21 protein-coding genes are annotated in these 26,443 nt (G+C 72.2%); 14 read left to right on the plus strand and 7 right to left on the minus strand.

From position 1 onward, the window contains the following. Window positions 1-396: 396 nt before the first annotated feature. Complete coding sequence (locus F9C12_RS39330; RefSeq protein ID WP_409179375.1) at window positions 397-1,272, minus strand: DUF4097 family beta strand repeat-containing protein; 876 nt, start codon at window positions 1,270-1,272, stop codon at window positions 397-399. 605 nt (window positions 1,273-1,877) lie between these two features. Further along, window positions 1,878-2,399 carry a toxin-antitoxin system HicB family antitoxin gene (locus F9C12_RS39335; protein WP_409179376.1) on the minus strand — a complete coding sequence of 174 codons (522 nt, stop codon included), beginning with the start codon at window positions 2,397-2,399 and terminating at the stop codon, window positions 1,878-1,880. A gap of 84 nt (window positions 2,400-2,483) precedes the next feature. Here F9C12_RS39335 and thyX point away from each other — a divergent pair, with 84 nt between their 5' ends. The 6 genes from thyX to F9C12_RS39365 all read left to right on the plus strand — a co-directional run bounded on the left by thyX (window position 2,484) and on the right by F9C12_RS39365 (window position 9,401). Next, window positions 2,484-3,242 carry an FAD-dependent thymidylate synthase gene (gene thyX, locus F9C12_RS39340; protein ID WP_409179377.1) on the plus strand — a complete coding sequence of 253 codons (759 nt, stop codon included), beginning with the start codon at window positions 2,484-2,486 and terminating at the stop codon, window positions 3,240-3,242. A 10-nt stretch (window positions 3,243-3,252) separates the two neighbouring features. After that, complete coding sequence (locus tag F9C12_RS39345; RefSeq protein WP_409179378.1) at window positions 3,253-3,651, plus strand: ACT domain-containing protein; 399 nt, start codon at window positions 3,253-3,255, stop codon at window positions 3,649-3,651. 101 nt (window positions 3,652-3,752) lie between these two features. Further along, window positions 3,753-4,994, plus strand: coding sequence for an Nramp family divalent metal transporter (locus tag F9C12_RS39350; protein WP_409463826.1), 1,242 nt, complete (start codon window positions 3,753-3,755; stop codon window positions 4,992-4,994). 84 nt (window positions 4,995-5,078) lie between these two features. After that, window positions 5,079-6,581, plus strand: a complete 1,503-nt coding sequence (locus tag F9C12_RS39355; protein ID WP_409463827.1) for a serine/threonine-protein kinase — start codon at window positions 5,079-5,081, stop codon at window positions 6,579-6,581. A 112-nt stretch (window positions 6,582-6,693) separates the two neighbouring features. Beyond that, on the plus strand, window positions 6,694-7,707 hold the full coding sequence (gene dapA / locus F9C12_RS39360) for a 4-hydroxy-tetrahydrodipicolinate synthase (RefSeq protein WP_409179381.1): 1,014 nt from the start codon (window positions 6,694-6,696) through the stop codon (window positions 7,705-7,707). Between the two features lie 104 nt (window positions 7,708-7,811). Next, complete coding sequence (locus F9C12_RS39365; protein WP_409467141.1) at window positions 7,812-9,401, plus strand: ribonuclease J; 1,590 nt, start codon at window positions 7,812-7,814, stop codon at window positions 9,399-9,401. A 221-nt stretch (window positions 9,402-9,622) separates the two neighbouring features. Here F9C12_RS39365 and F9C12_RS39370 read toward each other — a convergent pair whose 3' ends face one another. The 4 genes from F9C12_RS39370 to F9C12_RS39385 all read right to left on the minus strand — a co-directional run bounded on the left by F9C12_RS39370 (window position 9,623) and on the right by F9C12_RS39385 (window position 12,508). Next, complete coding sequence (locus F9C12_RS39370) at window positions 9,623-10,567, minus strand: EamA family transporter (protein WP_409463828.1); 945 nt, start codon at window positions 10,565-10,567, stop codon at window positions 9,623-9,625. Window positions 10,568-10,608: 41 nt separating this feature from the next. Beyond that, on the minus strand, window positions 10,609-11,223 hold the full coding sequence (gene wrbA, locus F9C12_RS39375) for an NAD(P)H:quinone oxidoreductase (RefSeq protein WP_409179384.1): 615 nt from the start codon (window positions 11,221-11,223) through the stop codon (window positions 10,609-10,611). Between the two features lie 47 nt (window positions 11,224-11,270). After that, a complete protein-coding gene (locus F9C12_RS39380; RefSeq protein ID WP_409463829.1) occupies window positions 11,271-12,080 on the minus strand; it encodes a lysophospholipid acyltransferase family protein in 810 nt (269 codons plus the stop codon). A gap of 146 nt (window positions 12,081-12,226) precedes the next feature. Continuing rightward, window positions 12,227-12,508 (minus strand): hypothetical protein, encoded by a 282-nt coding sequence (locus F9C12_RS39385; RefSeq protein ID WP_409463830.1) that lies wholly within the window; start codon window positions 12,506-12,508, stop codon window positions 12,227-12,229. Window positions 12,509-13,037: 529 nt separating this feature from the next. Between F9C12_RS39385 and F9C12_RS39390 the strand changes: the two genes are divergently transcribed. Beyond that, window positions 13,038-15,575 carry a DNA translocase FtsK 4TM domain-containing protein gene (locus tag F9C12_RS39390; RefSeq protein ID WP_409463831.1) on the plus strand — a complete coding sequence of 846 codons (2,538 nt, stop codon included), beginning with the start codon at window positions 13,038-13,040 and terminating at the stop codon, window positions 15,573-15,575. Between the two features lie 65 nt (window positions 15,576-15,640). After that, entirely contained in the window at window positions 15,641-16,024 is a 384-nt protein-coding gene (locus F9C12_RS39395) for a hypothetical protein (protein ID WP_409463832.1), read from the plus strand. Window positions 16,025-16,028: 4 nt separating this feature from the next. Here the strand turns inward: F9C12_RS39395 and F9C12_RS39400 are convergent, their stop codons facing one another. Then, entirely contained in the window at window positions 16,029-16,547 is a 519-nt protein-coding gene (locus F9C12_RS39400) for an amino-acid N-acetyltransferase (RefSeq protein WP_037355697.1), read from the minus strand. A gap of 157 nt (window positions 16,548-16,704) precedes the next feature. Between F9C12_RS39400 and F9C12_RS39405 the strand changes: the two genes are divergently transcribed. The 6 genes from F9C12_RS39405 (at window position 16,705) to F9C12_RS39430 (ending at window position 26,308) form a co-directional block, all read left to right on the plus strand. After that, on the plus strand, window positions 16,705-18,753 hold the full coding sequence (locus F9C12_RS39405) for an acyltransferase family protein (protein ID WP_409463833.1): 2,049 nt from the start codon (window positions 16,705-16,707) through the stop codon (window positions 18,751-18,753). Between the two features lie 119 nt (window positions 18,754-18,872). After that, window positions 18,873-23,099: an AAA family ATPase gene (locus tag F9C12_RS39410; RefSeq protein WP_409463834.1), complete on the plus strand. Its 4,227-nt coding sequence runs from the start codon at window positions 18,873-18,875 to the stop codon at window positions 23,097-23,099. 102 nt (window positions 23,100-23,201) lie between these two features. Beyond that, window positions 23,202-24,650, plus strand: coding sequence for a 30S ribosomal protein S12 methylthiotransferase RimO (gene rimO / locus F9C12_RS39415; RefSeq protein WP_409463835.1), 1,449 nt, complete (start codon window positions 23,202-23,204; stop codon window positions 24,648-24,650). Continuing rightward, window positions 24,647-25,294 carry a CDP-diacylglycerol--glycerol-3-phosphate 3-phosphatidyltransferase gene (gene pgsA / locus F9C12_RS39420; protein ID WP_409179392.1) on the plus strand — a complete coding sequence of 216 codons (648 nt, stop codon included), beginning with the start codon at window positions 24,647-24,649 and terminating at the stop codon, window positions 25,292-25,294. Before rimO ends, pgsA begins: the two co-directional genes overlap by 4 nt. After that, a complete protein-coding gene (locus tag F9C12_RS39425; protein ID WP_409463836.1) occupies window positions 25,294-25,758 on the plus strand; it encodes a CinA family protein in 465 nt (154 codons plus the stop codon). Before pgsA ends, F9C12_RS39425 begins: the two co-directional genes overlap by 1 nt. Before the next feature lie 100 nt (window positions 25,759-25,858). Then, a complete protein-coding gene (locus tag F9C12_RS39430) occupies window positions 25,859-26,308 on the plus strand; it encodes a helix-turn-helix domain-containing protein (RefSeq protein WP_409179394.1) in 450 nt (149 codons plus the stop codon). The last annotated feature ends 135 nt before the right edge of the window (window positions 26,309-26,443 follow it).

Here is a 26,443-nt window from a genome sequence, read left to right on the forward strand (position 1 = left end):
GCGCAGGGGAGTCCTTGCGGTGGGTGAGGTTGGCGCGGGAAATTGCTGCGGTGGCCGGGTTGGCGCGGGAAAGATCCTGTGGTGGCCGCGTTGGCGCGCGGCGAAGTCTTGGGGCGGAGGGGATTTCTCGCGGTGGCTGGGCGTGGTGCGCCGGGAAGTCCCTGTGGCGGCAAGGACGGTCTCGCCGCCGAGGCGCCGTGTGCAGGGAAGCCCTGGCGGAGGCAGGTGTTGCCGCAGGGGCCCTGGCGGAGGCGGGTGTTGCCGCATGCCGTGGCGCGACGGAAAGCCCATACCGCACGAAGCGGCGGGCCGCCCGGATTCCTCCGGTGCGGCCCGCCGCCTCCCCCTTGCATCCGTCTGCTCGGCGCGCCCGCAGCAGACGGGATGTTCCCGGCCTCAGCCCGCCGCGCGGGTCACCACCGCGTTGCCGGTTCCGGTGCGGGCGCGGACTTTCAGTGCGACCGCCCCCTCCGGCGGCGTGTCCGAGACGTCCAGTTCGCTCGACACCCGCCCGGCCGCCGAGGCCAGTTCCACTTCCGCCCGGACTCCGCTCCGGATGCCGACTCGCACCTCTCCCGAGCCGGTGATCAGTTCGAGCGAGCCGGACGCCGCGTCGGCCACCGACAGGTCGCCGCTGCCGGTGCGGGCCATCACGTCGCCCTCGACCGCGCCCAGCCAGACGTTTCCGGTTCCGGTGCCGAGCGTCGCCGGTCCGGCGATCGACGCCGCCTCGACCGAACCGCTTCCGCTTCGCAACTGCAGTCCGGCCAGGGTCGGGCCGAGTTTCACGGCTCCGGTGCCGGTCCGGATGGTGGCGGCGCCGTCCGCGCGTTCCAGCGACACCTCGCCGGAGCCGGTGAGGATGTCCGCGCGGCCCGCGGCGCCGGTCACCGTGACGTCCGCCGAACCCGCGCGCACCTCGAGGTGCGACCCGGCCGGCGCGTGGACCGTCACCGCCACCGGGACGTTCCGCAGCTGCCACGCCTTGGCCGCCCGCACGACGACCCGGTTGCCGGTCTTCTCGATCCGCGCCTGCCGCACCGCGTCGGCGACCGAAAACTCCGGCAGGCCGCCGAACTGGTCCCCGAACTTCTCCCCGACCCACGACAGCAGGCTGCTGACCCCGTTCACCCACGACGGCTGCTCGCCCGCGTCGTGCTGCAGCCGCACGGTCACCCCGGACTCCCGCCCGAGCACGACCTCGACCCGCCCGATCGTGACGCCCAGATCCAGTTCGACGGGACCGTCCGCCTCGAAGTCCTGCAGCCGCACGTAGGGACCCGGCTCCCCGGCCTCCGACCCGCCCGCCGAAGCGCCGGAGCGAGCCGCCGAACTGTCCGAAGTGGACTCAGCACTGGCCGACCCAGCCTCGCCCGCCGCGGATCCGGCAGCTTCGGTGCCCGGCTCGCCTGCTTCGGCGGCCCCGGCCGAGGTCCCCGAGGGGCCTCCGCCGTGCCCGGCTCCCGCAGCGGTTCCGCTCGCCGGAGCATCCGCGCCGGACGCGGACTCCGCGGGGTTTCCGCTCGCCGCAGACCCCGCGCCGGATGCGGCCCCAGCAGCGGTTCCGCTCGCCGCAGCGTCCGCGCCGGACACCGACTCCGCGGGGTTTCCGCCCGCTGCAGCGTCCGCGCCGGATGCGGCCCCAGCGGCGGTTCCGCTCACCGTAGACCCCGCATCGGAACCAGCGCCCGCCTCGGCGGAGGTCCCGCTGCCCGCTGCGCCCGCTCCGGCAGAAGCCCCGGCAGAAGCCCCGCCCGCAGCCCCCGCATCCGTCCCGGCGTCGGGCCCCGCCGCGTTTCCGAAGCCAGGTTCCCCAACCCGGCCCTCGGTGTTCTTCCCCTGGTCTTCCCGGTTCTCGCCCATGGTGGCGCCCCCTTCTAGCCTTCGACCCAGCCGTGCAGCTTGGTCTCCGTGCGGCCCCCGCCGCTGCCGGCGTCGTGCCAGCGCTGGTGCCGTTGCTGGTGCTGCTGCGCGTGGCCGAGCGCCCCCTGCACGGCCTGCGCCACGAACGTGTTCAGCGAAACCCCCTGCGCGGCCGCCGCCTGTTCGGCCTGTCCCTTGATCTGCTCGACCAGCCGCAGGGTGATCCGCGAGATGTCGCCGCCGTCCACCGGTGGCGGGGGCGGCGGCGGGGGCGGCTCGGAAGCAGCACGGTCCTCGCCGCCGGTGACGACCACGCGGACGTCCCTGCCGTCGAGCCGGACGTCCACGACCTGGCCGGGCAGGGCGGCGGTCACCTCGGCCGCCAGGTCGGCCAGCGCGTTCATCAGCGTCAGCCGCACCGCCGGTTCCAGAGCAGACGACAGCAGTGCGGCCGCCCGCCGGGTCTGCTCGTCCCCGGCGGAGGCCGTGTTCGCGAGGTCCTCGCGAAGGTTCGCGATATACGGCGTCAAGTCCATGACACCACTATGACGTCACCAGTGACGTCACGTCAAGGCGCGGTGATGTCACCCGTGCCGCCGGGTTAGGCTGGCGGAGCCGACATGAGGGGAGCGAGACCGGTGCCGCCCAAGGTGCAGCTGATCGCGAAAACCGAGTTCTTCCCGCCCGAGGACGTGCCCTGGTCCACCGACGCGGACGGAGGCGAGGCGCTCGCCGAGTTCGCCGGGCGCGCCTGCTACCAGTCCTGGGAGAAGCCGAACCCGGCGACCGCGACCAACGCCGGCTACCTCGAGCACGTCATCGACGTCGGCCACCTGGCCGTGCTCGAACACGGGTCGGTCACCTTCTACTTCACCGGGATCTCCCGCTCGCTCACCCACGAACTGATCCGGCACCGGCATTTCTCCTACTCGCAGCTCTCGCGGCGCTACGTTCCCGAGCGCGACGCCGAGTTCGTCGAGCCGGACGTCATCGCCGCGGACCCGGTGCTGCACGAGAAGTTCGTCAAGGCCACGCAGGCCAGCGCGGCCGCGTACGACGAACTGCTCGCCGGGCTGGAGGAGAAGTTCGCCGACACGCCCAGCGCCACCCTGCGCCGCAAGCAAGCGCGCCAGGCGGCCCGCGCCGTGTTGCCGAACGCGACCGAAACCCGCATCGTCGTCACCGGGAACTACCGCGCGTGGCGGCATTTCATCGCGATGCGCGCCACCGAGCACGCGGACGTCGAGATCCGTTCGCTGGCCATCGAATGCCTGCGGCAGCTGCACAAGGCGGCGGCCAACGTGTTCGCCGATTTCACGATTTCGACCCTGCCCGACGGCACCGAGATCGCCTCGAGCCCGAAAGTGCTGGAAGGCTGACAACGCACTGATGAAACACCTGACGATCGACCTCCGCCCCGGGCCCTACTCGGTCGTGCGGCTGCCCGCCGACGCCGCCGTCCCCGCCGAGCTGCTGGAACCCGGCGAGCCCGCGCTCGTGTCGGTCACCCGCACGCCCGACGAGCTGTCGGTGATCTGCCCGACCGGCCGCGAACCCGAAGGCGGCGCCGTCGAGGACGGCTGGCGGCTGTTCACCGTGCGCGGGCCGCTGGAATTCACCCTCACCGGCATCATTTCCGCGCTCGCGTCGGAGCTGGCGGCGGCGGGCGTCGCGCTGTTCTCGCTGTCCACCTTCGACACCGACCACATCCTGGTGCGCTCCGACGACCTCGACCGGGCCGTGGCGGCGTTCCGCGAAGCCGGCCACGAAGTGCTCCTGCCCGCCTGACCGCAGCCGACGAGGGGCGTGGCGCAGCCCACCCTTGCCCGGCAAAGTTCGGCGTGCCTAAACTTTGAGTTGGGGCGACCGACAACGGAGAGTGGGCGCACATGGCGGTGGCGGAAGCGGCACGTCCGCGCGGCGTGGCCCGGCTGCGGGCGGGCTGGGCGCTGCTCGGGCCGGCGTTCGTCGCCGCGATCGCGTACGTCGACCCCGGGAACGTGGCGGCCAACGTCAGCGCCGGCGCGCGCTACGGGTACCTGCTGGTGTGGGTCATCGTCGTGGCGAACCTGATGGCCGTGCTGGTGCAGTACCTGTCGGCGAAACTCGGTCTCGTCACCGGCCAGTCGCTGCCCGAGGCGCTGCGCGACCGGCTCTCGACGGCGGGAAGGCTCGGCTACTGGGCACAGGCCGAGATCGTCGCGATCGCCACCGACCTGGCCGAGGTCGTCGGCGGCGCGATCGCGCTCAACCTCCTTTTCGGACTTCCGCTGGTCGCCGGCGGGCTGATCACCGGGTTCGTGTCGCTGGTGCTGCTCGCGGTGCAGGACCGCGGCGGCCAGCGCCCGTTCGAACGCGTCGTGACCGGTCTGCTGGTGGTGATCGCGGTCGGGTTCCTGGCGAGCCTGTTCGTCGAATCGCCGTCGCCTGCGGACATCGCGAACGGCCTGATCCCGCGCTTCAGCGGCGGCGACAGCGTGCTGATCGCGGCCGCGATGCTCGGCGCGACGGTGATGCCGCACGCGGTGTATCTCCACTCCGGACTGGTCCGCGACCGGCACGGCAAACCGGAACCCGGCGGCCGCCGGCGCTTGCTGCGGGCGACCCGCTACGACGTCGGATTCGCGATGCTGCTCGCCGGCGCGGTGAATCTCGGCATGCTGCTCGTGGCCGCGACGAATCTTCAAGGACAGCAAGGCGTCGACACCATCGAAGGCGCGCACGGGGCGGTCGCCGCCGCGCTCGGACCCGGTGTCGCGCTGATGTTCGCGATCGGGCTGCTCGCGTCCGGGCTGGCGTCGACGTCGGTGGGGGCGTACGCGGGCGCGATGATCATGCAAGGCTTGCTGCGCAAGAGGATTCCGATCGTAGTGCGGCGGCTGATCACGCTCACTCCCGCGATCGTCGTGCTGGCGCTGGGCGCCGATCCGAGTGCCGCGCTCGTGGTTTCGCAGGTGGTGCTCTCGTTTGGCATTCCCTTCGCGCTCGTGCCGCTGATCCGGCTCACCGCCGACCGCGGGCTGATGGGCGCGGACGTCAACCGCCGGACCACCACCGTGCTCGGGGCCGTCGTCGCCGCGGTGATCATCCTGCTCAACGTCGTGCTGATCACGCTCACCTTCACCGGCTGACGCTGTCCTAACCGGACGGAACCGGCGAGGCTGCCGGACGGTCGGACTAGCATCTGCGCGAAGCCGACCGAGGAGCCCGACCCCGTGACCGACGAACAGACCCGCCCGCACGACCCGAACCGCACGGCCCCCGCCGGCCGCGTGGTGGCCGGCCGCTACCTGCTGCTCGGCGAACTGGGCCGCGGCGGCATGGGCATCGTGTGGCGCGCGCAGGACCAGGTGATCGGGCGGCAGGTCGCGATCAAGGAGCTGCGGTTGCCGGAAGCCGAAGGCGCCGCGGTGTTCTCCGAACGGATCCTGCGCGAGGTGCGCGCGGGCGGGCGGCTCAACGACCCGGCCGTCGTCACGGTGTACGACGTGGTCACCGACCAGGGCACCACTTGGATCGTGATGGAACTGGTCGAGGCGCCGACGCTCGCCGACCTCGTCCGCGCGCACGGCCCGATGCCCGAGCAGCAGGCCGCGGTGATCGGGGAGCGCGTGCTGTCGGCGCTGCAGGCCGCGCACGCCGCCGGGATCGTGCACCGCGACGTCAAACCGGCCAACATCATGGTCGCGCCGGACGGCCGGGTGAAGCTCACCGACTTCGGCATCGCGCACGCCATCGACGACCCGCGGCTCACCACGAGCGGGATGATCGTCGGCTCGCCCGCGTTCATGGCCCCGGAGCGGGTCGAGGGCCGCGAGGCGATGCCGGAATCGGACCTGTGGTCGCTCGGCGCGACGCTGTACTTCGCGGTCGAGGGCATCGTCGCGTTCGAACGGCCCACCACGGCCGCCACGCTGCACGCGATCATGACCGAAGTGCCGTACCTGACCCGCGTGCAGGGTCCGCTCGGCGCGGTCATCCTCGGCCTGCTCGTGGCGAATCCCGAAGCCCGGCTCACCGCCGCGCAGGCGCGGGCGCAGCTCGCCCACGCCACCGGCCCGACGCCACGCCCGGCCACCGCCGTCATGCCGCAGCAGGAGACCCGCGTGGGCGGGCAGCCGACGCGGATGGCCGCGAAGCCGGAAGGCAAGAGCCGCCGCGGCCTGTGGGCGGGCGCGATCGCGGCGCTGGCGATCGCCGCGCTGGCCGGCGGGTTCTTCCTCGGCAAGCCGGTGTGGTCGCCGAAGAAGGACGAGCAGCAGGCCGAGACCGTCACCTACGGCCCGGACGGGTACCTCAAAACCAAGTTCTCCTCGTACGAGATCTGCTACAACGCGATCGTCCAGCCGGGCGTGGTGATCAGCTCGGACAACAACGTCGACTGCAAGAAGAACCACACGCTCGAGGTCTTCGACTCCGCCAGCCCGCTGCCGCTGGAGAACTGGAGCGACGACGACGCGGTCGTCGCCCCGTATCCCGGCCTGGAGGACCTCAGCCGCGCGGCCGAGGCGCGCTGCGCGGCGTCGTTCCATTCCGCGGTGGTGCCGCCGCAGCAGCGCGCGGGACTGGCCTACCGGGCGATCGTGCCGACCCAGCAGGCGTGGCAGGTGCAGCCGGACAGCGACAGCAGCAGCGGCCCGAACCGCAAGATCTACTGTGTCCTGTCGCGGGCGAACAACGACCAGATCCCGGCGCAGATCACCGCCAAGGTCAAGTAGCGCGCGAGAAGTTCCGCCGGGAGCGGCGCGGCGGCGGAAATTCTCCGGAGTTGCGGTATGCCACACCAGGTCGGGGCCGGGTTCGGCGGCCTGAGGAGGTACCGTCGTGGCCATGTCCACCTCACCTGCCGCCGCGCCCGGACGTCCGTTCGGCCGCGTGCTCACCGCGATGGCGACCCCCTTCGACCGAGCCGGGGCGCTGGACGTGAAGCGGGCCCAGGAACTGGCCGAGTACCTTGTGGACCTCGGCAACGACGGCCTCGTCGTCAACGGCACCACCGGCGAGAGCCCGACCACCACCGACGAGGAGAAGGCCGCGCTGGTCCGCGCGGTCGTCGAGGCGGTCGGCGACCGGGCGACCGTCGTCGCGGGGGCGGGCACCAACAACACCGCGCACAGCATCGAGCAGGCGCACGCCGCCGCCGAAGCGGGCGCGCACGGCCTGCTCGTCGTCACGCCCTACTACTCGCGGCCGAGCCAGGCCGGGCTGTACGCGCACTTCACCGCGGTCGCCGACGCCACCGAGCTGCCGGTGATGCTCTACGACATCCCGCCGCGCTCGATCGTGCCGATCGAGGTGGACACGCTGCAGCGGCTGGCCGAGCACCCGCGGATCCTCGCGGTGAAGGACGCCAAGGGCGACCTGATCGCCGGGTCCGAGGTCATCGCGAACACCCACCTCGCCTACTACTCCGGCGACGACGGCCTGAACCTGCCGTGGCTGTCGGTCGGCGCGGTCGGCGTGGTCAGCGTGATCGGGCACGTAGTGGCGGGCCGGATCCGCGCGATGATCGAGGCCTACGAGGCGGGCGACACGTCCACCGCGCGCACGAACCACCGCGGCATGCTGCCGGTGCTGCGGGCGATGTCGCGCGTCGGCGGAGTCGCGTTCAGCAAGGCCTCGCTGCGCCTGCGCGGGTTCGACATCGGCGACCCGCGGCTGCCGATTGTGGCCCCGTTCGACGACCAGCTGGAGCAGATCGCGGCCGATCTCGCCCAGGGCGGCGTGCCGCTGGAGGACAGCGCGGCCTCGGACTGGCATGGTGCACGGGTGGCACAAGCAGATTCGCAGGCGGCCTACACCGCCCCCACCTCGCACACCAGCGTTGGGACAATGCCCCGGTGACTTCACTTCCCGCCGGACCCGGCCCGACGCACCTCCCGCCCGCACTTCCCGAGGGAGCCTTGCGCGTCGTCGCGCTCGGCGGCATCGGCGAGGTCGGGCGCAACATGACCGTCTTCGAATACGACGGCAGGCTCCTGATCGTCGACTGCGGCGTCCTCTTCCCCGAGGACGACCAGCCCGGCGTCGACCTGATCCTGCCGGACTTCCGCGCGATCGAGGACCGGCTCGACGACATCGACGGCCTCGTGCTCACCCACGGGCACGAGGACCACATCGGAGCCGTCCCGTTCCTCCTCCGGCTGCGCCCGGACGTCCCGATCTACGGTTCGCGGTTCACCAACGCGCTGCTCGCGGCCAAGGCCAAGGAGCACCGCCAGCGGCCGAAGCTGATCGAGGTGCGCGAGGGGGAGAGGCGCCAGGTCGGCGCGTTCGACCTCGAGTTCTTCGCGGTGAACCACTCGATCCCGGACGCGCTCGCGGTCGCCATCCGCACGCCGGCCGGCGTCGTGCTGCACACCGGCGACATCAAGCTCGACCAGCTGCCGCTCGACGGGCGGTTGACCGACCTCGCGGGCTTCTCGCGCCTGGGCGACGAGGGCGTGGACCTGTTCTGCGTCGACTCGACCAACGCCGAGGTGCCCGGGTTCGTCATGCCCGAGCGCGACATCGGCCCGGTGCTCGACGACGTCATCCGGCGCGTCGACCAGCGCGTGATCGTCGCGTGCTTCGCCAGCCACGTGCACCGCGTGCAGCAGGTGCTGGACGCCGCCGTGCGGCACGGCCGCCGGGTGGCGTTCGTGGGCCGGTCGATGGTCCGGAACATGGGCATCGCCGCCGAGCTGGGCCTGCTGAACGTGCCGGACGGCCTGCTCGTGGACCTGGACCAGGCCAGCACCCTGCCGGAGAGCAAGGTGCTGTTCGTGTCGACGGGTTCGCAGGGCGAGCCGCTGTCCGCGCTGTCGCGGATGGCGCGCGGCGAGCACCGGCAGATCTCGATCCGCGCGGGCGACACCGTCGTGCTGGCCAGCTCGATGATCCCGGGCAACGAGACCGCGGTGTTCGGGGTCGTCAACGGGCTGACCCGGCTCGGCGCGAACGTCGTGCACCAGGGCAACGCGAAGGTGCACGTGTCCGGCCACGCGTCCGCGGGCGAGCTGCTGTACCTGTACAACGCGGTCCGGCCGAGCAACGTGATGCCGGTGCACGGCGAGTGGAAACACTTGCGCGCCAACGGGGAACTCGCCATCCGCACCGGCGTCGCGCCGGACAACGTGGTGATCGCCGAGGACGGCGTGGTCGTGGACCTGGTCGACGGCAAGGCTTCGCGCACCGGCCGCGTCGAGGTCGGGCACGTGTACGTGGACGGGTTGTCCGTCGGCGACGTCGGCGAGTCGACCCTGTCCGACCGGCTCGTGCTCGGCGAGGGCGGGTTCATCGCGATCACCGTGGTGATCGACTCGAACACCGGCCGCGCGGTCAGCAGCCCGACGATCTCCGGCCGCGGTTTCTCCGACGACCCGAAGGCCCTGCACGCCGTCGTGCCGCTCGTGGAGATGGAGTTGGCGCGGACGGAAGCCGAGGGCATCACCGACACCCACCGCATCGCGCAGGCGGTGCGCCGGGTCGTCGGCCGGTGGGTCGCCGACACCTACCGCCGCCGGCCGATGATCGTGCCGACGGTCATCCCGGTCTGATTCAGCCCTGATTCAGCGCCGCGCGCCCGCCAGCAGCAACGCCACCATGACGATCGCTGCCTGGCGGGCGAGCGCGTTGCGGGCTCTGCGCTGCTGCGCCCGGTTCGGCCGGTTGTCCATGAGATCCCCCAGGTGTTCTCGTGCGGCCCGTCCAGTGTGGCGGGTCCGCGGATAAGACACATCCCGCCCGAGGTTGGTTCCCGTTCCACCCGGAGAGGGAGTCAGGCGAGGGCGGCGGTCTGCCGTTGGACCAGGTACGCGCCGCCGAGCAGCAGGGCGGTGCCGACCGCCTGCGGCCAGGCGAGGGCTTCGCCGAGCAGCGCCCACGCGAACGCCGCCGCCGCGACGGGTTCGAGCAGCCCGACGACGCTCGCCACCGAGGCGGGCAGGTGGCGCAGCGCGGAAATCCCCGCGAGGTAAGGGATCGCCGTCGACAGCACCACCAGGCCGAGCAGCAGCACCCACAACGGGGGCGTCCACGGTCCGAACGGGACGGTCTGGCCCGCCATTCCCAGCGGCAGCGTCCACGGCGGCGCGGCGACGCTCACGAGCACCCCGCCGATCACCATGCCCCAGGTGACCAGCCCGAGCGGCTCGCGGTCGGCGACCGCGCGTTCGCCGAGCAGGAAGTACCCGGCCGAGCAGAGCGCCGCGCCGAGCCCGGCCAGCAGCCCGATCGCGTCGAGCCGCAGCCCCTGCCAGACCTGCGCGACCAGCGCCAGCCCGGCCATCGCGACGGCCATCCCGAACCACAGCATGCGCGGCAGCCGCTTCCGCCGGACCACGCGCACCCACAACGCGATCAGCACCGGCGACAGGAACTCCAGCAGGATCGCGATGCCGACCGGGATCCGTTGCGCGGCAATGAAATACAGCAGCTGCGTCCCGGCCACGCCGAGCGCGCCGTACGCGAGCAGCATCGGCCATTCCCCGCGCCGGATCCGCAGCGTGCGCGGCGCGAAGAGCGCGGTGCCGATGAGCAGCAGCACTCCGGCTGTCCCGATCCGCAGCACCGCCACCTGCTCCGGCGTCATGCCCGCGCCCATGACCGGTTTCGCGAGCGCGCCGGACGTGCTGAAGAAGATCGCGGCGAGCAGGACGAGCGAGAGGCCGCGGCCCCGGTGGATCGCCCGGGGCGGTTCGAGGACGGGGAGTTCGGTGGTCACGCGCGCGACACTACGGAGCGGGACGACCGGGCGAAACTGAGTTATCCGGCGGTTTTCAGGCCGGTCGCGACGTGGGTCGCGATCGTCGCCAGCCGTTGCCCCTGTATCCGCAGCGCCCGCAGCGCGGTGTCGTCCGGGGCGGCGGATTTGCGCGAGACGAACGAGCCGCCGTACGGGTTGCCGGACTCCAGCAGGTGCGGCTCCGCGTAGCCGAGCGGGACGACGATCGCGCCCCAGTGGTAGAAGATGTTGTTGATCGCCAGCACGGTCGCTTCGAGGCCGCCGTGCGCGGTGGACGCCGACGTGAACGACGTCGCCACCTTGTCGGCGAGTTTCCCTTGCGCCCACAGGCCGCCCGTGGTGTCCACAAAGGACTTGAGCTGCGCGGCGGGCCCGCCGAACCGGGTCGGGCTGCCGAGCGCGAGCCCGTCCGCCCACTCGAGATCGGCCAGCGCGGCGAGGTCGTGGTGCGGCCCGGAATCGACCCAGGCCTGCCATCGCCGGTTGCTCGCCACCGCTTCCGGCGGCGCGGTCTCGGCCACGGTGCGGACGCGTACCTCCGCTCCGGCTTCGCCCGCCCCCTCGGCGAGCGCGTCGGCGAGGGCGGCGGTGTTGCCGGTCGCGCTGTAGTAGACGACCAGGATGCGGGTGCTCACACCACGCGACCCTAGCCGGGCTCGGCGGGGTGTCCCACGATCCGGACTCAGCGCTGCGGCTTCCAGGGGCTGACGGTGTCGGTCGGCCGGGTCGGGTCGTGAAACCGCGGGCGGACGGGTTCGTGGCGGCGCAACGGGATCAGGCCGTCGGTGATGGCCCGCATGATCTTCGCGTGCGCGCGCACGCCCGCGCCCGGCCGCTCCGGCTCGACGTCGGACAGGTCCACCGGAGTCCCGAAATGGACCTTGAACCGGGGCCGGCGCAACGGCGCGCTCAACCCGGATTTGGCCAGCGGCAGCAGATCCGCGGGCCCGTTGACGGTCTCCGTGCCCCAGTAGACCGCCTCGTGCGCGCCCCACTGGCTGATCGGAATCACCGGCACCCCCGCGGCGAGCGCGAGCCGCGCCGCACCGGTCTTGCCGCGCTCCGGCCACAGCCCCGGGTCGTGGCTGATCCGCCCCTCCGGGTACACGACGATCGGCTCGCGCGTGGTCCGCAACGCCTCGGCCGCCTCGGCGAACTGCCCGATCGCGGTCGCCGCCTTGGCCCGGTCCACGCGCAAGTGCCCGCTGACCTTGAGCGCCGGGCCGATCACCGGAGCGTCGAGAATCCCGCCGGCGAGCATGAAGCGGGGATTGATGCCGATCCGCTTGCACGCCGCCATGAGCACGAAGGCGTCGAACACGCCGATGTGATTGGCCGCCATGAGCAGCGGCTTCCCCCGAAGCTCCCGCGGCACCGACCCGGTGACCGTGAGCCGCCCGACGAGATTCACCAGCCCTCGGTCGAGGTTGAGCATCGTCCGCCAGATCGCGGGGGCACGGCGCGGAGCCTCGTCCTGTTGGAGCGCGAACATGAGCAGAGCATTTCACGGCCGGGACCACCTGGGACAACGCGGTTCTCCCCGCGGTGGGGCAGTGGGGTGCTTCGGAGGTCTTCGCAGCTGTTCAGAGCGTGTGTGGAGGTGCTCGGCTGCCTCACCGTGTCAGACGGGGCGCGTGCTCAGTAGTCCCACTCCCAGCCGAGGCTGCCGTTCAAGAACCCGTTGCCGGCGGTGAGCAGAAGCGTGCCGTGCGGGTTGAGGGTGTCGACCGCGAGCTGGCCCGTGTAATTGCTGCTGGGCGCGAACTGGAACGGGAGCTTCTTGACGTTCCATGTGCACGGGCTGTTGTACTCGGCCTGATTGGTGATGCCGTCGTCGCCGCGCGTCGAGAACCGGGTCTCGTTGAGCACGTCGTTGCCGAAGGCGTAGATGTCAGAAGGATCGCCGTCGGCGGCGGGCATCTGGACTTCTTCAGGTAGCCGTCCGCCGAGGTCGCGCTGGTGGTCGGGGTCGCCGCGACGCTCGCGGGCGCGGGGGAGCCGGCCACGGGGGACGTCGGACCGGAAGCCTCCGGGCCCGGAGGCGACGGAGCGGCGCCACCTAGTACAACCACGAGACCGTGGTCCGCCCTCCTCCGCGTCCCGGGTCTGCCGCAACATCCCGGTCCGTGAACCGAACACCAGCAACCGCGTCCGAGGCCGCGCAGCATCCGGGACGCTCACCGTCACCTCCGGCGAATCCGCGTCCTCCACGACCGACCCTGGCTGCTCCGCCAGTCACCTCAACGGCAACGCTTCAATTCAGGCGGCACCTGCGAAAGCGGTCCGGTCGGCGAGCGCGGGCACGACCTCGGCAGGGCTGGCATGAGGCCTCCGCTCCCCAAGGACCCGCCGGTGTCTCCGCAAGATCCACTGTGATCCGGGACGATTGTTTCGCCTGCGCTGCGAGTGGCACATGGGACTATCGGTCCTCGCCCGTTACCGTGGAGGCATGGCTGGGTCGGCGACGAGAAAGCGGAGCACGGCGGGAAGCGGCGGGAAAGCACCGGCGCGCGGTTCGCGTACCCCGGCGAGGGGGGCGTCGAGCCGGGCCAAGGGCTCGACCAGGGCCCGGAGCAGTTCCCGGCCCCGGACGTCTCCCGCGCGGCGTCCGGCCGGCCGCAAGAGTTCCGGGGCGTTCGGGCGCGGCGTGCGCAGCACCTGGAACCTCGTCGCCAAGGGCGTCGGGTCGCTCGCCCGCACGGTCGGGCGCACGCGGGAGCTCGAAGCCGAACACCGGCGCGACGGGCTGGCTCTCGGGCTGATCGCGCTCGCCATCGTCGCCGCGGTCGGGGTGTGGTGGCGGGCGGCCGGGCCGATCGGGGCCGGGGTCGAGGTCGCCACTCGGACGGTTCTCGGGGCGGGAGCGGTGACGCTGCCGCTGGTCCTGCTGGTGGTCGCGGTCGCGTTGATGCGGTCCGAGCCCCGGCCGGAGACCCGGCCGCGGATGGTGATCGGCACGCTGCTGGTCGTGCTGTCCGTGCTCGGGATGCTGCACATCTTCACCGCGCTCCCGGACACCAACGACGGCCGCATGTATGCGGGCGGCATCCTCGGCGCGTTCTCCGGCGGGCTGCTGACCAAGGGCGTCACCACCTGGGTCGCGGTGCCGTTGCTGATCCTCGCGCTGCTGTTCGGCGTGCTCGTGTTCACCGGCACCCCGGTGCGCGACATCCCGCACCGCCTGCGCACCTGGGGCCTCGACGAGCACGAGCTGGCCGAATACGAGGCCGGTCAGCGCGGCGAAGAGCCCGCCGAGGAAGAACCCGATCCGAAGCCCGTGCGGCTGCGGAAACCGGCGCGCCGTCGCCAGGCCAGCGCCGACAAGGACGGCGAGCAGCTCGACCTCGACGCCGCGCTCGCCGAGCCGGCCACGCCGATCCGGCCGCCCAAGCCGGTCGCGCCGCCTGCCGAAGTGCCGGAGAAGAAGCCGAAGAAGGCCCCGGAACCCGCGCTGTCGGTCACCCGCACCGTCGAGGGCGACTACGCGCTCCCGCCGCCCGACCTGCTGAAGCTCGGCGACGCGCCGAAGTCCCGCAGCAAGGCCAACGACCAGATGATCGAGGCGATCACCGGCGTCCTCGAGCAGTTCAACGTCGACGCGCAGGTCACCGGCTTCACCCGCGGCCCGACGGTCACCCGGTACGAGGTCGAGCTCGGCCCGGGCGTGAAGGTCGAGAAGATCACCGCGCTGACCAAGAACATCGCCTACGCGGTGGCCACCGACAACGTCCGCCTGCTCGCGCCGATCCCGGGCAAGTCCGCGGTCGGCATCGAGGTGCCCAACTCCGACCGCGAGATGGTGCGCCTCGGCGACGTGCTGCGCGCGCCGTCCACGGTCAAGGACAACCACCCGATGCTGATCGGGCTCGGCAAGGACATCGAGGGCGAGTTCGTCACCGCGAACCTGACGAAGATGCCGCACCTGCTGGTGGCCGGTTCCACGGGTTCCGGCAAGTCGAGCTTCGTGAACTCGATGCTGGTGTCGCTGCTCGCCCGCTCGACGCCCGCCGAATGCCGGATGATCCTGATCGACCCGAAGATGGTCGAGCTGACGCCGTACGAGGGCATCCCGCACCTGATCACGCCCATCATCACCCAGCCGAAGAAGGCCGCCGCCGCGCTGGCCTGGCTGGTGGAGGAGATGGAGCAGCGCTACCAGGACATGCAGGCCAACCGGGTCCGCCACATCGACGACTTCAACGCCAAGGTCCGCTCCGGCGACATCACCGCGCCGCCGGGCAGCGAACGCGAGTACCAGCCGTACCCGTACATCATGGCGATCGTCGACGAGCTGGCCGACCTGATGATGACCGCCCCGCGCGACGTCGAGGACGCGATCGTCCGGATCACCCAGAAGGCCCGCGCCGCCGGCATCCACTTGGTGCTGGCCACCCAGCGGCCGTCGGTCGACGTCGTCACCGGCCTGATCAAGACGAACGTGCCGTCGCGGCTCGCGTTCGCCACGTCGTCGCTGACGGACTCGCGGGTCATCCTCGACCAGCCGGGCGCGGAGAAGCTGATCGGCATGGGCGACGCGCTCTACCTGCCGATGGGCGCCGGGAAACCGGTCCGCATCCAGGGCGCGTTCGTCGGCGACGAGGAGATCGCGGCGGTCGTCAACTTCGCCAAGGAACAGGCGCAGCCGGACTACAACGAGGGCGTCACCAGCGCCAAGGCGGGCGAGAAGAAGGAGATCGACCCGGACATCGGCGACGACCTCGACGTCCTGCTGCAGGCCGCCGAGCTGATCGTCACGTCGCAGTTCGGCTCCACCTCGATGCTGCAGCGCAAGCTCCGCGTCGGGTTCGCCAAGGCCGGGCGGCTGATGGACCTGCTGGAAAGCCGCGGCGTCGTCGGCCCGTCGGAGGGCTCGAAGGCCCGCGACGTGCTGATCAAACCGGAGGAGCTGGAGTCGGTGCTGTTCATGATCCGCGGCGGCTCCGACGCGGGCGGGGCGCCCGCAGGCGGCGAGGACGAAGACTTCTGATCCGCGCGTGCAACCTGGCGGGGCGTGTCGCCCGTCCGGTAGGCATGGACCTCAAGAAGCTCGCAGTGGGTATCGGGACGGCCGCCGCGCTGGCCGGGTGCGCGGGCGGTCCGGTCGCCCTCGCGCAGACTCCGCGACCGGAAGCCGCCGAGCCGGGCCACGACGTGGTCCTGTCCCGCGGACAGGAAGTGCAGGTCTCCGGACGGGACCTGACAGTGCGCTACCGCGACCTGGTCTCGGACTCGCGCTGCAAGCCGGGACGGCAGTGCTTCGTCGCGGGCGACGCGGTGGTGTCGCTGGTGCTGACCGAACCGGGCCGCGGCGAGCACACGTCCGTCCAGCTGCACACCGACCGGCCCGGCCCGCACGAGACGAACTACGCGGGCACGACGGTCCGGCTGGCCGAGGTTTCGGCCACCGGGGACCGGATCACCGTGCACCTGACGTGAGCGCTCAGAACTCGAGCAGCATCCGCGAGTTCCCGAGCGTGTTCGGCTTGACGTAGGGCAGGTCGAGGAACTCCGCCACGCCCGGGTCGAGCGAGCGCCGCATCTCCTCGTACACCTCCTGCGACACAGGGGCTCCGTCGATCTCGACGAACCCGTGCCCGGCGAAGAACGACGTCTCGAACGTCAGCACGAACAGCCGTTTCAGCCCCAGCTCGCGGGCCTCCTCGACGAGCCTGCCGACCAGCGCGCGGCCGATCCCGCGGCCGCGCGCGGCTTTGTCGACCACCACGGTGCGCAGTTCGCCGATGTCCTCCCACAGCACGTGCAGCGCGGCGGCGCCCAGCACGTCCTCCGCGCCGTCCCGCTCGTCGGTCGCGACCCAGAACTCCTGCACCGCCTCGTAGAGCGTGACCAGATCTTTTTCGAGCAGCACGCGGCCGGCGTCGGAATCGACGAGGGCCTTGATCTTGCGGACGTCGGCGATCCGCGCGCGGCGGACGGACGGAGGGCGGGAGTCGGGCACCTGGTCAAGATAACTACCGCGAGCACCGGCGCCGCCGAGCGGCTCCGTCGGGGGACCCCGGATGCGTGACGGCGCGGCCCGTCACGTATAGCTAGTGAGCGCACATGACCAGTAGTCGGCGCCCGCGGCCGGCTACCGGCCCTCGGGAGGAACCTGGATGTCCGGCACCACCGTGGCCGCCCCGCAGCGGCCTGGCCGGCCTTCCGCCGGGCCGGGCGCGCAGGCCCGGTTCCGGCCCGAGCTGCAGGGCGTGCGGGCGCTGGCCTCGGTGCTGGTCGTCGTCTACCACGTGTGGTTCGACCGGATCTCCGGCGGCGTCGACGTGTTCTTCCTCGTCTCCGGGTTCCTGATCACCGGCCAGCTCTGCCGGGCCCTGCTGCGCGGCCGGATCGACCTGCGCGCGACCTGGGGCCGGATGATCAAACGGCTCTTCCCGGCCGCGATGACCGTGCTGCTGGCCGTCGTGGTCGTCTCGCAGCTGCTGCTCCCGCAGGACCGCTGGTTCCAGACCATCCGCGAGGTCGTCGCGTCCGCGCTGTTCTACGAGAACTGGCAGCTCGCGGCCGATTCGGTGGACTACTTCGCCCAGCACAACAGCGCGAGCCTGGTGCAGCATTTCTGGTCGCTGTCCATCCAGGGCCAGTTCTACGTGCTGTGGCCGCTGCTGTTCGCCGGCCTCGGCCTGCTCGTGCGCCGGCTCGGCTGGTCGCTGCGGCGCACGGTGACCCTGCTGCTGGCCGTCCTGTTCGCCGCGTCGCTCGCGTACTCGGTGTACCTCACCGCGGCCGACCAGCCGCTGGCCTACTTCCACGGCCTGACCCGGGTGTGGGAGTTCGCGCTCGGCGGCCTGCTGGCGATGTTCCTCGACCAGGTCACGCTGCCGCGGGCGCTGCGCGTCGTCCTCGGCTGGGCCGGCGTCGCCGGGCTGGTGCTGTGCGGCGTCCTGCTCGAGGTCGACAGCGTGTTCCCGGGCTGGATCGCGCTGTGGCCGACCGTCTCGGCGGCCCTCGTGCTGGTGGCCGGGCAGACCGGCAGCGCGCTCGGCGCGGACCGCTGGCTCAGCTCGAAATTCCTCGGCTACGTCGGCAACCTCAGCTTCTCGCTTTATCTGTGGCACTGGCCGGTGCTGGTGTTCTACCTGATCGTCCGCGACCGGCCGGCGGTCGGCCTGCTCGGCGGCGCCTTCGTGGTCGGCGTGTCGTTCCTGCTCTCGATCCTGACCTACCACCTGATCGAGAATCCGGTCCGGTTGTCGAAGATCGGCACCGCGAAACGGTGGGGCGCCTACCGGTTCGGCGTGCTCGCGCTGGCCCCGGTGCTCGTCACGAGCGGCGTCTGGCAGGGCGTGAGCAGCGCGCGGGCGAACTACGAGATCGCCATCGGCGACCCGGACCATCCGGGCGCGGTCGCGCACGCGCAGGGCTTCGTCTACCGCGGCGGGCCGTCGCCGCCGATCGTGCCGCCGACGGTGAAGCTCGCCGACGACTGGGCCCGCATCGCGCCGGACCAGTGCTCGAAGTCGCCGCGCAACAAGGAGCTGGAGATCTGCACGGAGGGCCCGGAAGGCACGCCCGCCAAGCGGATCGTGCTCGTCGGCGATTCGCACATCCAGCAGTACCTCGCCGCGTTCCGGCCCGCGGTCGTCTCCGACGGCTGGCAGGTCACGACCATGCTCAAGGGCGCGTGCCCGTATTCGTCCGGCTCCGAGCTGATGCCGGGCGACAAGAACTGCCTCGACTGGAACAAGGCCGCCACCGACGAACTGCTCGACACGCGCCCGGACGCCGTCGTCATGCTCGGCACGGTCAACGCCAAACCGGGGCCGAACGAGTCGACGCCGAAGGGCTTCGTCGACGTCTGGTCGGCTCTGGACGAGGCGGGCATCCCGGTCGTGGCCGTGCGCGACAACCCGCGCTACGCGTTCAACATGGCCAGCTGCGTCGCGCAGAAGAGCCCGACCGACCTGGCGTGCTCGGTGCCGCGCGCCTCGGCGGTGGCCCCGACGCCGTCGTGGGAGCAGGTGGACGACATCCCGGGCAACGTGACGTTCCTGGACTTCACCGACTACTACTGCGACCAGAAACGCTGCCGCGCGGTCGTCGGGAACGTGCTGGTCTACATGGACGACAACCATCCGTCGGCGACCTTCACCACCACCCTCGCGCCGATCGCGGTCAAACAGCTCAAGCACGCCCTGCGGTGGTGACCGCGGGGGAGCGGCGAACGGGCGAGTTCGGCGACTAGCCGTCGCGGAGCGTCCCGGGTTGGGCACAATGGGGCGGCGGCGGGCTCGCCGCACGGGCACCTGAGGGGGAGCTGGTTTTTTTGACGCGCGCAGGGTGGGACGCATTCCAGGCCGCACAGTCCGAGGCGGCGGCGGGCCGGACGGCCGCGCTGACCGGCCCGGACGGCGCCGGATGGCTGCTCGTCCCCGGCCAGGCGTGGCAGCGGAGGCTGCCGGACGGGAGCTGGCAGTACACGCAGCCGCCCGCGGATCCCGGCTACCGGGCCGCCTCCCGGCTCGTGCCGCCGCCGGGCGCCCCCGCGCCGGGGTACGGCGCGCCGCAGCAGTACCCCGGCGGCCAGCCGGGCTACCCGGGCAACGGCGGAGGACCCCGGCAGCCGTATCCCGGCCCGCCGAGCGCCCCGGGCGGATTCGCCGGACCGCAAGGGAATCCCGGCGGCTACCCGGGACCGCAGGGCGGCTATCCCGGACCGCAGGGCAACCCCGGGCCGCAGGGCAACCCCGGGCCGCAGGGCAACCCCGGGCCGCAGGGCAACCCCGGGCCGCAGGGCAACCCCGGATACGCCGGACCCCCTGCGCCGCAAGGCAATCCGGGCGGCTACCCCGGCCCGCCGTCCGCTCCGCAGGGCTACCGGCCGCCCCAGCCCGGCTACCCGCCCGCACCGCAGAGCGGCCCGTGGTCCGGGCAAGTCCCGGCGCAGCCGCCGCCCGCCGCGCCCGCGCCCGCGGGACCGCCGCCGCTGCCCGCTCCCGCACCGCCGGCGCCGGCGAGCGCCCCGGCGCCGCAGATCCGGGTGGAGAACCTGGGCCAGGCCGGGATGTTCGTCTCCGGAGCCGAGCCGGTCTCCGAGTTCGTCACGCGCGCCACCCGCGTGGTCGCCTGGGCGGACGCGACCCGGCACGGCACCGCGAACGGCCCCGGCGAACCGCCGCCGCCCGAACCGGAGCGGCCGGGTTCGGACGGCTCCGGGAACAACGTGCTGGGCGACATGGCGCGGCACAGCCGGTCGGTCACGCTCGACCTGCTGGCCGCGGGCAACCGGATGTGGCAGCGCAAGGAGCAGGCCCGCTACGAAAAGGCCTACGAGGAGTGGCAGAAGGCCTACGCCGAATGGGAGAAGCGCGAAGCGGCCCGGACGACCGCGGGCACCAAGCAGCCGAACCCGTTCATCCTGCTGGTGGGGGAGGCGAACACCGGCCAGCGCCGGTTCGCCCGCGCGCTGAAGGCGTCGCTGACCGAGGCCGAGGTCGGGTTCGACAACGCCGAGTTCTTCGACTGCGCCGCCCTGATCGCCGAGTACGGCGACGACCCGGTCGAGCGCTCGGTGCCCGCGACGATCAACGAGATCGAAAACGGCGGCTCCGCGCTGATGCTCGCCGAGCGGGTCGACGCGCTCTTCGAGAAGGACGTCGCGGGCACCGTCCGGCTGCTGCGCAGGTACGCGCGCGACCAGGACAGCTGCCGCCTGATCATCCTGGACGGCACCGAGAAGGTGCTCGAACAGCTCAGCACCGAGGCCCCGGACCTGGTGCAGAACATGCTGCAGTACCGGCTGCCGCGGTTCGACCGGCCCGCCGAAGCGGCCGCGCTGCTCGACGTCCTCGCCCGGGAACGCTCGTTCGGCCTGCCCGCCGACGTGCGCGACCGGCTCGCCGCGCTCGCCGGCGAACCCAGCGCCCGCACCGTGGAGACCCTGCTGGACGCGGCGTCGCGGCAGGCGGTCAGCCGGGGCGCGCTGCCGGGCGCCCGGATCGAGATCGGCCACGCGGACATCGAGCCGCTGGTCGCCGCGGCCGGCCGGCGCGGCGGATCCTCGATCGAGGAACTGCTCGCCGAACTGGACGGGATGATCGGCCTCGCCGCGGTCAAGGAGCGGGTCCGTTCGCTGACCGCGGAGATGACGATCGACGCGCGCCGCCGGGAAGCGGGCATGAAGGTCGCGGTGCGCAGCAGGCACCTGCTGCTGACCGGGAATCCGGGCACCGCGAAGACGACGGTCGCCCGGCTGCTCGGCAAGATCTACCGGGCGCTCGGCGCGCTGCCCAAGGGCCACGTCGTCGAGGTGACCCGCACCGACCTGGCCGGCGAGTACCTCGGCGAGACCTCGGTGAAGACCCGCGCGGTCGTGCAGCGGGCCGTCGGCGGCGTGCTGTTCCTCGACGAGGCCTACAACCTCGTGAACGACAAGGACGACGACTTCGGCCGGGAAGCGGTCGCGGAACTGCTGGTGCAGATGGAAAACCACCGCGAGGACCTGGTGGTCTTCGCGGCCGGCTACCCCAAGGAGATGGACGCCTTCCTGGAGTCCAACTCCGGCCTGCGCTCGCGGTTCGCCGGGTCGATCGAATTCCCGGACTACTCCAACGACGAGCTGGCGCAGATCTTCCGCGTGATGGCGAAGGGACAGGGCTACGAGCTGTCCGCGGACCTGCTCGCGGCGCTTCCCGAAGCGGTGCGGCGGATCCCGCGCGGCCGCGGGTTCGCGAACGGCCGGTCCGCGCGCGTGCTGCTGGAAGCGACGATCGGCAAGCAGTCCACCCGGCTGACCACCGACGGCGGCGCGGACCTGGTCACGCTCGTGGCCGCCGACCTGCCGCAGCCCGGCGAATCCGGCGTGGGCGCGGTGGACGACTCGGGTCCGCGGCGCAGTCTGCCCGAGCTGCTGGCCGAACTGGACGCGATGATCGGGCTCGACTCGGTGAAGCAGCGCGTGCGGTCCATGGTGGACGAGATGGCCGTCGACGCGCGGCGCCGCGACGCGGGGATGAAGGTCGCCGTCCGCAGCCGCCACCTGCTCTTCACCGGCAATCCGGGCACGGCGAAGACGACCGTGTCGCGGCTGGTCGGGCAGATTTACCGCGAGCTGGGCGTGCTGCCGTCCGGGCACCTGGTCGAGGTCGGCCGTGGCGATCTGGTCGCCGAGTTCACCGGCCAGACCGCGCCGAAGACGCGCGAGGTGTGCGAGCGGGCCGCGGGCGGCGTGCTGTTCATCGACGAGGCGTACAACCTCGTGCGCGACGACAACGACGACTTCGGCAAGGAAGCCGTCACCGAACTGCTGGTGCAGATGGAGAACCACCGGGACGACCTGGTGGTCTTCGTCGCGGGCTATCCCCAGCAGATGGACGAGTTCCTCGAGTCCAACCCGGGCCTGCGGTCGCGGTTCTCCGGCCGGATCGAGTTCCCGGACTACACGAACGAGGAACTCGCCGGGATTTTCGCCGTGATGGCGAAGGGACAGGGCTACCAGCTGTCCGAGGACCTGCTCGCGGCCCTTCCCGAGGCGATCCGCCGCATCCCGCGCGGCCGCGGCTTCGCGAACGGCCGGTCCGCGCGCGGCCTGCTGGAAGCCGCGATCAGCAGGCAGTCCAGCCGGCTCGCCGCCGCCCCGGACACGCCGCCGGACCAGCTGGCCGTCCTGGTGGCTGCCGACCTGCCGGGCGAGGCCGGGGTCGCGGTCAGCGACGACGCCGGACCGCGCCGGGGACTGGACGACCTGCTGGCCGAACTCGACGGCATGATCGGCCTCGACGGGGTGAAGGAGCAGGTCCGCGCGCTGGTCGCGGAAACGCGGCTGGACGCGCGCCGCCGCAAGGCCGGGCTGCCGGTCGGCGCGCGCAGCAGGCACCTGGTGTTCACCGGGAACCCGGGCACCGCGAAGACGACCGTCGCGCGGCTGATGGGGCAGCTCTACCGCGAGCTGGGCGTGCTGCCGTCCGGGCACCTGGTCGAGGTCGCGCGGCCGGACCTGGTCGGCGAGTACATCGGCCAGACCGCGCCGAAGACCCGCGAGGTGTGCGAACGGGCGATCGGCGGGCTGCTGTTCGTCGACGAGGCCTACACGCTGGTCCAAGGCTCCGGCCCCGGCCCCGACTTCGGGGCCGAGGCGATCGCCGAATTGCTGGTGCAGATGGAAAACCACCGCGAGGACCTGATCGTGATCGCGGCCGGCTACCCGGCGGACATGGACCGCTTCCTCGACGCCAACGCGGGCCTGCGGTCCCGGTTCGGCGCGACGGTGCATTTCGCCGACTACGACAACGACCAGCTGGCCGCGATTTTCACCGCGATGGCGGGCAAACAGGGCTACCGGCTCGACGCGGCGCTCGCCGAAGCGCTGCCCGGGTTCATGGCCGGCCTCGACCGCGGACCGGGTTTCGCCAACGGCCGCTCGGCCCGGGGCCTGCTCGAACGCGCCATCCGGGCGCAGGCGATGCGGCTGGCCGGGCCGGACGTCGACCTGGAGGCGCTGGACGACGCGGAGCTGACGCTGCTGACGGTTCCGGACGTGTCCGCAGCCGAGTGACCCCCGCCGGGCGGGACTCCCGCCCGGCGGGGGAGGGCCGCTTCACCGCACTGGGCGACGCCGTCGCGGGGGCGCCCGGACGCGACGGCTACCCTGAACGTCGTGCCTTCTCCAGCCGCTGACTCCGCTCGCGCCCGCCGTGTCTCCCTCGTGACCTTGGGCTGCGCCCGCAACGAGGTCGATTCCGAGGAGCTGGCGGGCCGGCTGGCCGCGGGCGGCTGGGAACTGGCCGCCGAACCCGAGGACTCCGACGTCGTCGTGGTCAACACGTGCGGGTTCGTCGAATCGGCCAAAAAGGACTCGGTCGACACGCTGCTCGCCGCCGCCGACACCGGGCGCAAGGTCGTCGCGGTCGGCTGCATGGCCGAGCGCTACGGCAACGAACTCGCCAACAGCCTGCCCGAGGCCGACGCGGTGCTCGGCTTCGACCACTACGCCGACCTCTCCGCGCGGCTGGACGACGTGGTCGCCGGCCGCGCGATCGCCGCGCACACCCCGTCCGACCGGCGCAAGCTGCTGCCGATCAGCCCGGTGCAGCGGCCCGCCGCGACGGCCGAGGTCGAGGTGCCCGGGCACGCGCAGCACGGCTGGGGCCCGCGCGTCCTGCGCACGCGGCTCGACGATTCCCCGGTCGCCGCGCTGAAGATCGCCTCCGGCTGCGACCGGCGCTGCTCGTTCTGCGCGATCCCGTCGTTCCGCGGGTCGTTCGTTTCCCGCCAGCCGGACGAGATCGTCGCCGAGGCGGCCTGGCTCGCCGAGAACGGCGCGAAGGAACTGTTCCTGGTCAGCGAGAACTCGACGTCGTACGGCAAGGACTTCGGCCGCGACGGCACCCGCGCGCTCGAACTGCTGCTGCCGCGGCTGGCCGGGATCGACGGCATCGAGCGCGTCCGCGTGTCCTACCTGCAGCCCGCGGAAACACGGCCGCAGCTGGTGAAGGCGATCGCGACCACGCCGGGCGTCGCGGACTATTTCGACCTGTCCTTCCAGCACTCCAGCGAGCAGGTGCTGCGCCGGATGCGCCGGTTCGGCTCCACCGATTCGTTCCTCGCGCTCACCGAGCAGATCCGCGAGCACTCGCCGGAGGCGGGCATCCGCACCAACGTGATCGTCGGCTTCCCCGGCGAGACCGAGGACGACCTGGCCGAGCTGGAGCGGTTCCTCACCGGGGCCCGGCTCGACGCGGTCGGCGTGTTCGGCTACTCAGACGAGGACGGCACCGAGGCCGAGACCTTCGACGGCAAGCTGGACCCGGCCGAGGTCGCCGAACGCGTCGCGCGCATTTCGGCGCTGGTCGAGGAGCTGACCGCGCAGCGCGCCGAGGATCGGATCGGCACTTTCGTGGACGTGCTGGTCGAGCACGACGGCACCGACGGCGACGACGCGGTCGGCCGCGCCGCGCACCAGGCCCCCGAGGTCGACGGCGAATGCGTCATTCTCGAGGACGAGAACACCAAGCCGCTCGCGGTGGGCGACCTCGTCCGCTGCGAGGTCGTCGACTCCGCCGGCGTCGACCTGGTCGTCCGCCTGGCGCCGGACGCCGGCCGGTGAGTGCCGCGCCCAGCGGGGCGGGCGAGGGCGTGCCCCGCGCCGCGTCCGAGGGCGGGGACCGGCTGCCCGAGGCGACCGAGGTCCCGACGCTGAACCTGGCGAACCTGCTCACCATCTCGCGGCTCGTCCTGGTCCCGCTGTTCGTCGTCGCGCTGTTCACCGGCCACGGCGAGGACACGACCTGGCGCGCGATCGCCACCGGGCTGTTCGCCGTCGCCTCGGCCACCGACCAGGTCGACGGCTGGGTCGCCCGCCGCTACGGGCTCATCACCGACTTCGGCAAGATCGCCGACCCGATCGCGGACAAGGCGCTGATCGGCGCGGCCCTGGTCGGGCTCAGCGCGCTGGGGGAGCTGTCCTGGTGGGTCACCATCGTGATCGCGGTGCGCGAGATCGGCGTGACGCTGCTGCGGTTCTGGGTGATCCGGCACGGCGTGATCCCGGCCAGCCGCGGCGGCAAGGCGAAGACGATGGCGCAGATCGCCGCGATCGTGACCTACCTGCTGCCGCTGCCGGCCGGCGCGGACCCGGTGCGCTGGGCGCTGATGGGCCTCGCGGTGGCGCTGACGGTGCTGACCGGCGTCGACTACCTGGTCCGCGCGATCCGGCTGCGGGCCGCCGGCCGGCGCGCGATGGGCTCGTGATGACCGAAGCGCGCGAACTGGTCGCGGCCCTCACCCGGCGGGGGGAAACCGTGGCCGCGGCGGAGTCGCTGACAGCCGGTCTCGTCTGCGCCACGCTCGCCCAGGTGCCGGGCGCGAGCGCGGTGCTGCGCGGCGGTTTGGTGGTCTACGCCACAGAGCTGAAGTCCGCGCTCGCCGGGGTCGACGAAAAGCTGCTGGCCGAACACGGCGCGGTGCACCCGGAGGTCGCCGCGCAGCTGGCCAGGGGCGCGCGAGAGCGCTGCGGAGCGACCTGGGGGCTCGGCCTGACCGGCGTCGCCGGGCCGGATCCGCAGGACGGCGTGGCCCCGGGAACGGTGTACGTCGGGCTCAGCGGGCCGGGTGCGGACACGGTGCGTGAGCTGGCCGAGACCGGTGATCGGGACACGATCCGGACCGCGTCGGTGCGAGCCGCGTTCGCGCTGCTCGGGGAACAACTAGACTGAAAACGGCGTTCGCCCTTGGCGTACGCACGTGTCAAGTCCTGCACTCGGGGTACCGCTCTGGGTAACGTAGGAGGCACCAGTTCGGGAAGGGAGGCGCGTGATGACCGTGCTGTTGCGCGAGGCGATCGGTGATCGGCTCCGTCATGCCCGCACCAACCAGCGTCGGACGCTGCGTGACATCTCCCGCGCCGCCCGGGTGAGCCTCGGCTACCTGTCCGAGGTCGAACGCGGCCAGAAGGAAGCTTCCAGCGAGCTGCTGGCGTCCATCTGCGAGGCGCTGGAGCTGCCGCTGGGCGAGCTGCTGCACAAGGTCGCCGCGGACGTGTCGGCTCTCGACAAGGTCGAGGTCGCGCCCGTCGAAGAGGTGGAGACCGCTTCGCGGGAGACCGTGCCCGACCGGGGCGAGGCCGGGTTCGAAGGCGGCCGCCTGGTGTCGGAGCTGATCGGCGACGACCTCTCCGACCTGCGGCTTCAGCCCGCTCCGCGGATGAACACGACGCTGCGGACCACGATCGGCGCGCCGAAGCTCGCGTCCACGATCGCGGCGTAGCGCCCCGCTGTTTCGCTGTCCGGCCCCGGGGATCTCCCCGGGGCCGTCGGCGTGCGCGGGTTCGTTGGCGGGCGCCGGTCAGGGCTGACCCTGAATTCCCCCGGGGTCGCCTGGAACGGCGGAGGCCGACCTGAC

Source organism: Amycolatopsis sp. GA6-003, assembly GCF_046267895.1.
Lineage (GTDB): Bacteria > Actinomycetota > Actinomycetes > Mycobacteriales > Pseudonocardiaceae > Amycolatopsis.

Coding starts and splice junctions, on each gene's coding strand:
- F9C12_RS39335 (WP_409179376.1), bottom strand. CDS start 2,399: ATGGACTTGACGCCGTATATCGCGAACCTTCGCGAGGACCTCGCGAAC.
- thyX (WP_409179377.1), top strand. CDS start 2,484: ATGAGGGGAGCGAGACCGGTGCCGCCCAAGGTGCAGCTGATCGCGAAA.
- F9C12_RS39345 (WP_409179378.1), top strand. CDS start 3,253: ATGAAACACCTGACGATCGACCTCCGCCCCGGGCCCTACTCGGTCGTG.
- F9C12_RS39350 (WP_409463826.1), top strand. CDS start 3,753: ATGGCGGTGGCGGAAGCGGCACGTCCGCGCGGCGTGGCCCGGCTGCGG.
- dapA (WP_409179381.1), top strand. CDS start 6,694: ATGTCCACCTCACCTGCCGCCGCGCCCGGACGTCCGTTCGGCCGCGTG.
- F9C12_RS39365 (WP_409467141.1), top strand. CDS start 7,812: ATGACCGTCTTCGAATACGACGGCAGGCTCCTGATCGTCGACTGCGGC.
- F9C12_RS39380 (WP_409463829.1), bottom strand. CDS start 12,080: ATGTTCGCGCTCCAACAGGACGAGGCTCCGCGCCGTGCCCCCGCGATC.
- F9C12_RS39385 (WP_409463830.1), bottom strand. CDS start 12,508: ATGCCCGCCGCCGACGGCGATCCTTCTGACATCTACGCCTTCGGCAAC.
- F9C12_RS39390 (WP_409463831.1), top strand. CDS start 13,038: ATGGCTGGGTCGGCGACGAGAAAGCGGAGCACGGCGGGAAGCGGCGGG.
- F9C12_RS39405 (WP_409463833.1), top strand. CDS start 16,705: ATGTCCGGCACCACCGTGGCCGCCCCGCAGCGGCCTGGCCGGCCTTCC.
- F9C12_RS39425 (WP_409463836.1), top strand. CDS start 25,294: ATGACCGAAGCGCGCGAACTGGTCGCGGCCCTCACCCGGCGGGGGGAA.
- F9C12_RS39430 (WP_409179394.1), top strand. CDS start 25,859: ATGACCGTGCTGTTGCGCGAGGCGATCGGTGATCGGCTCCGTCATGCC.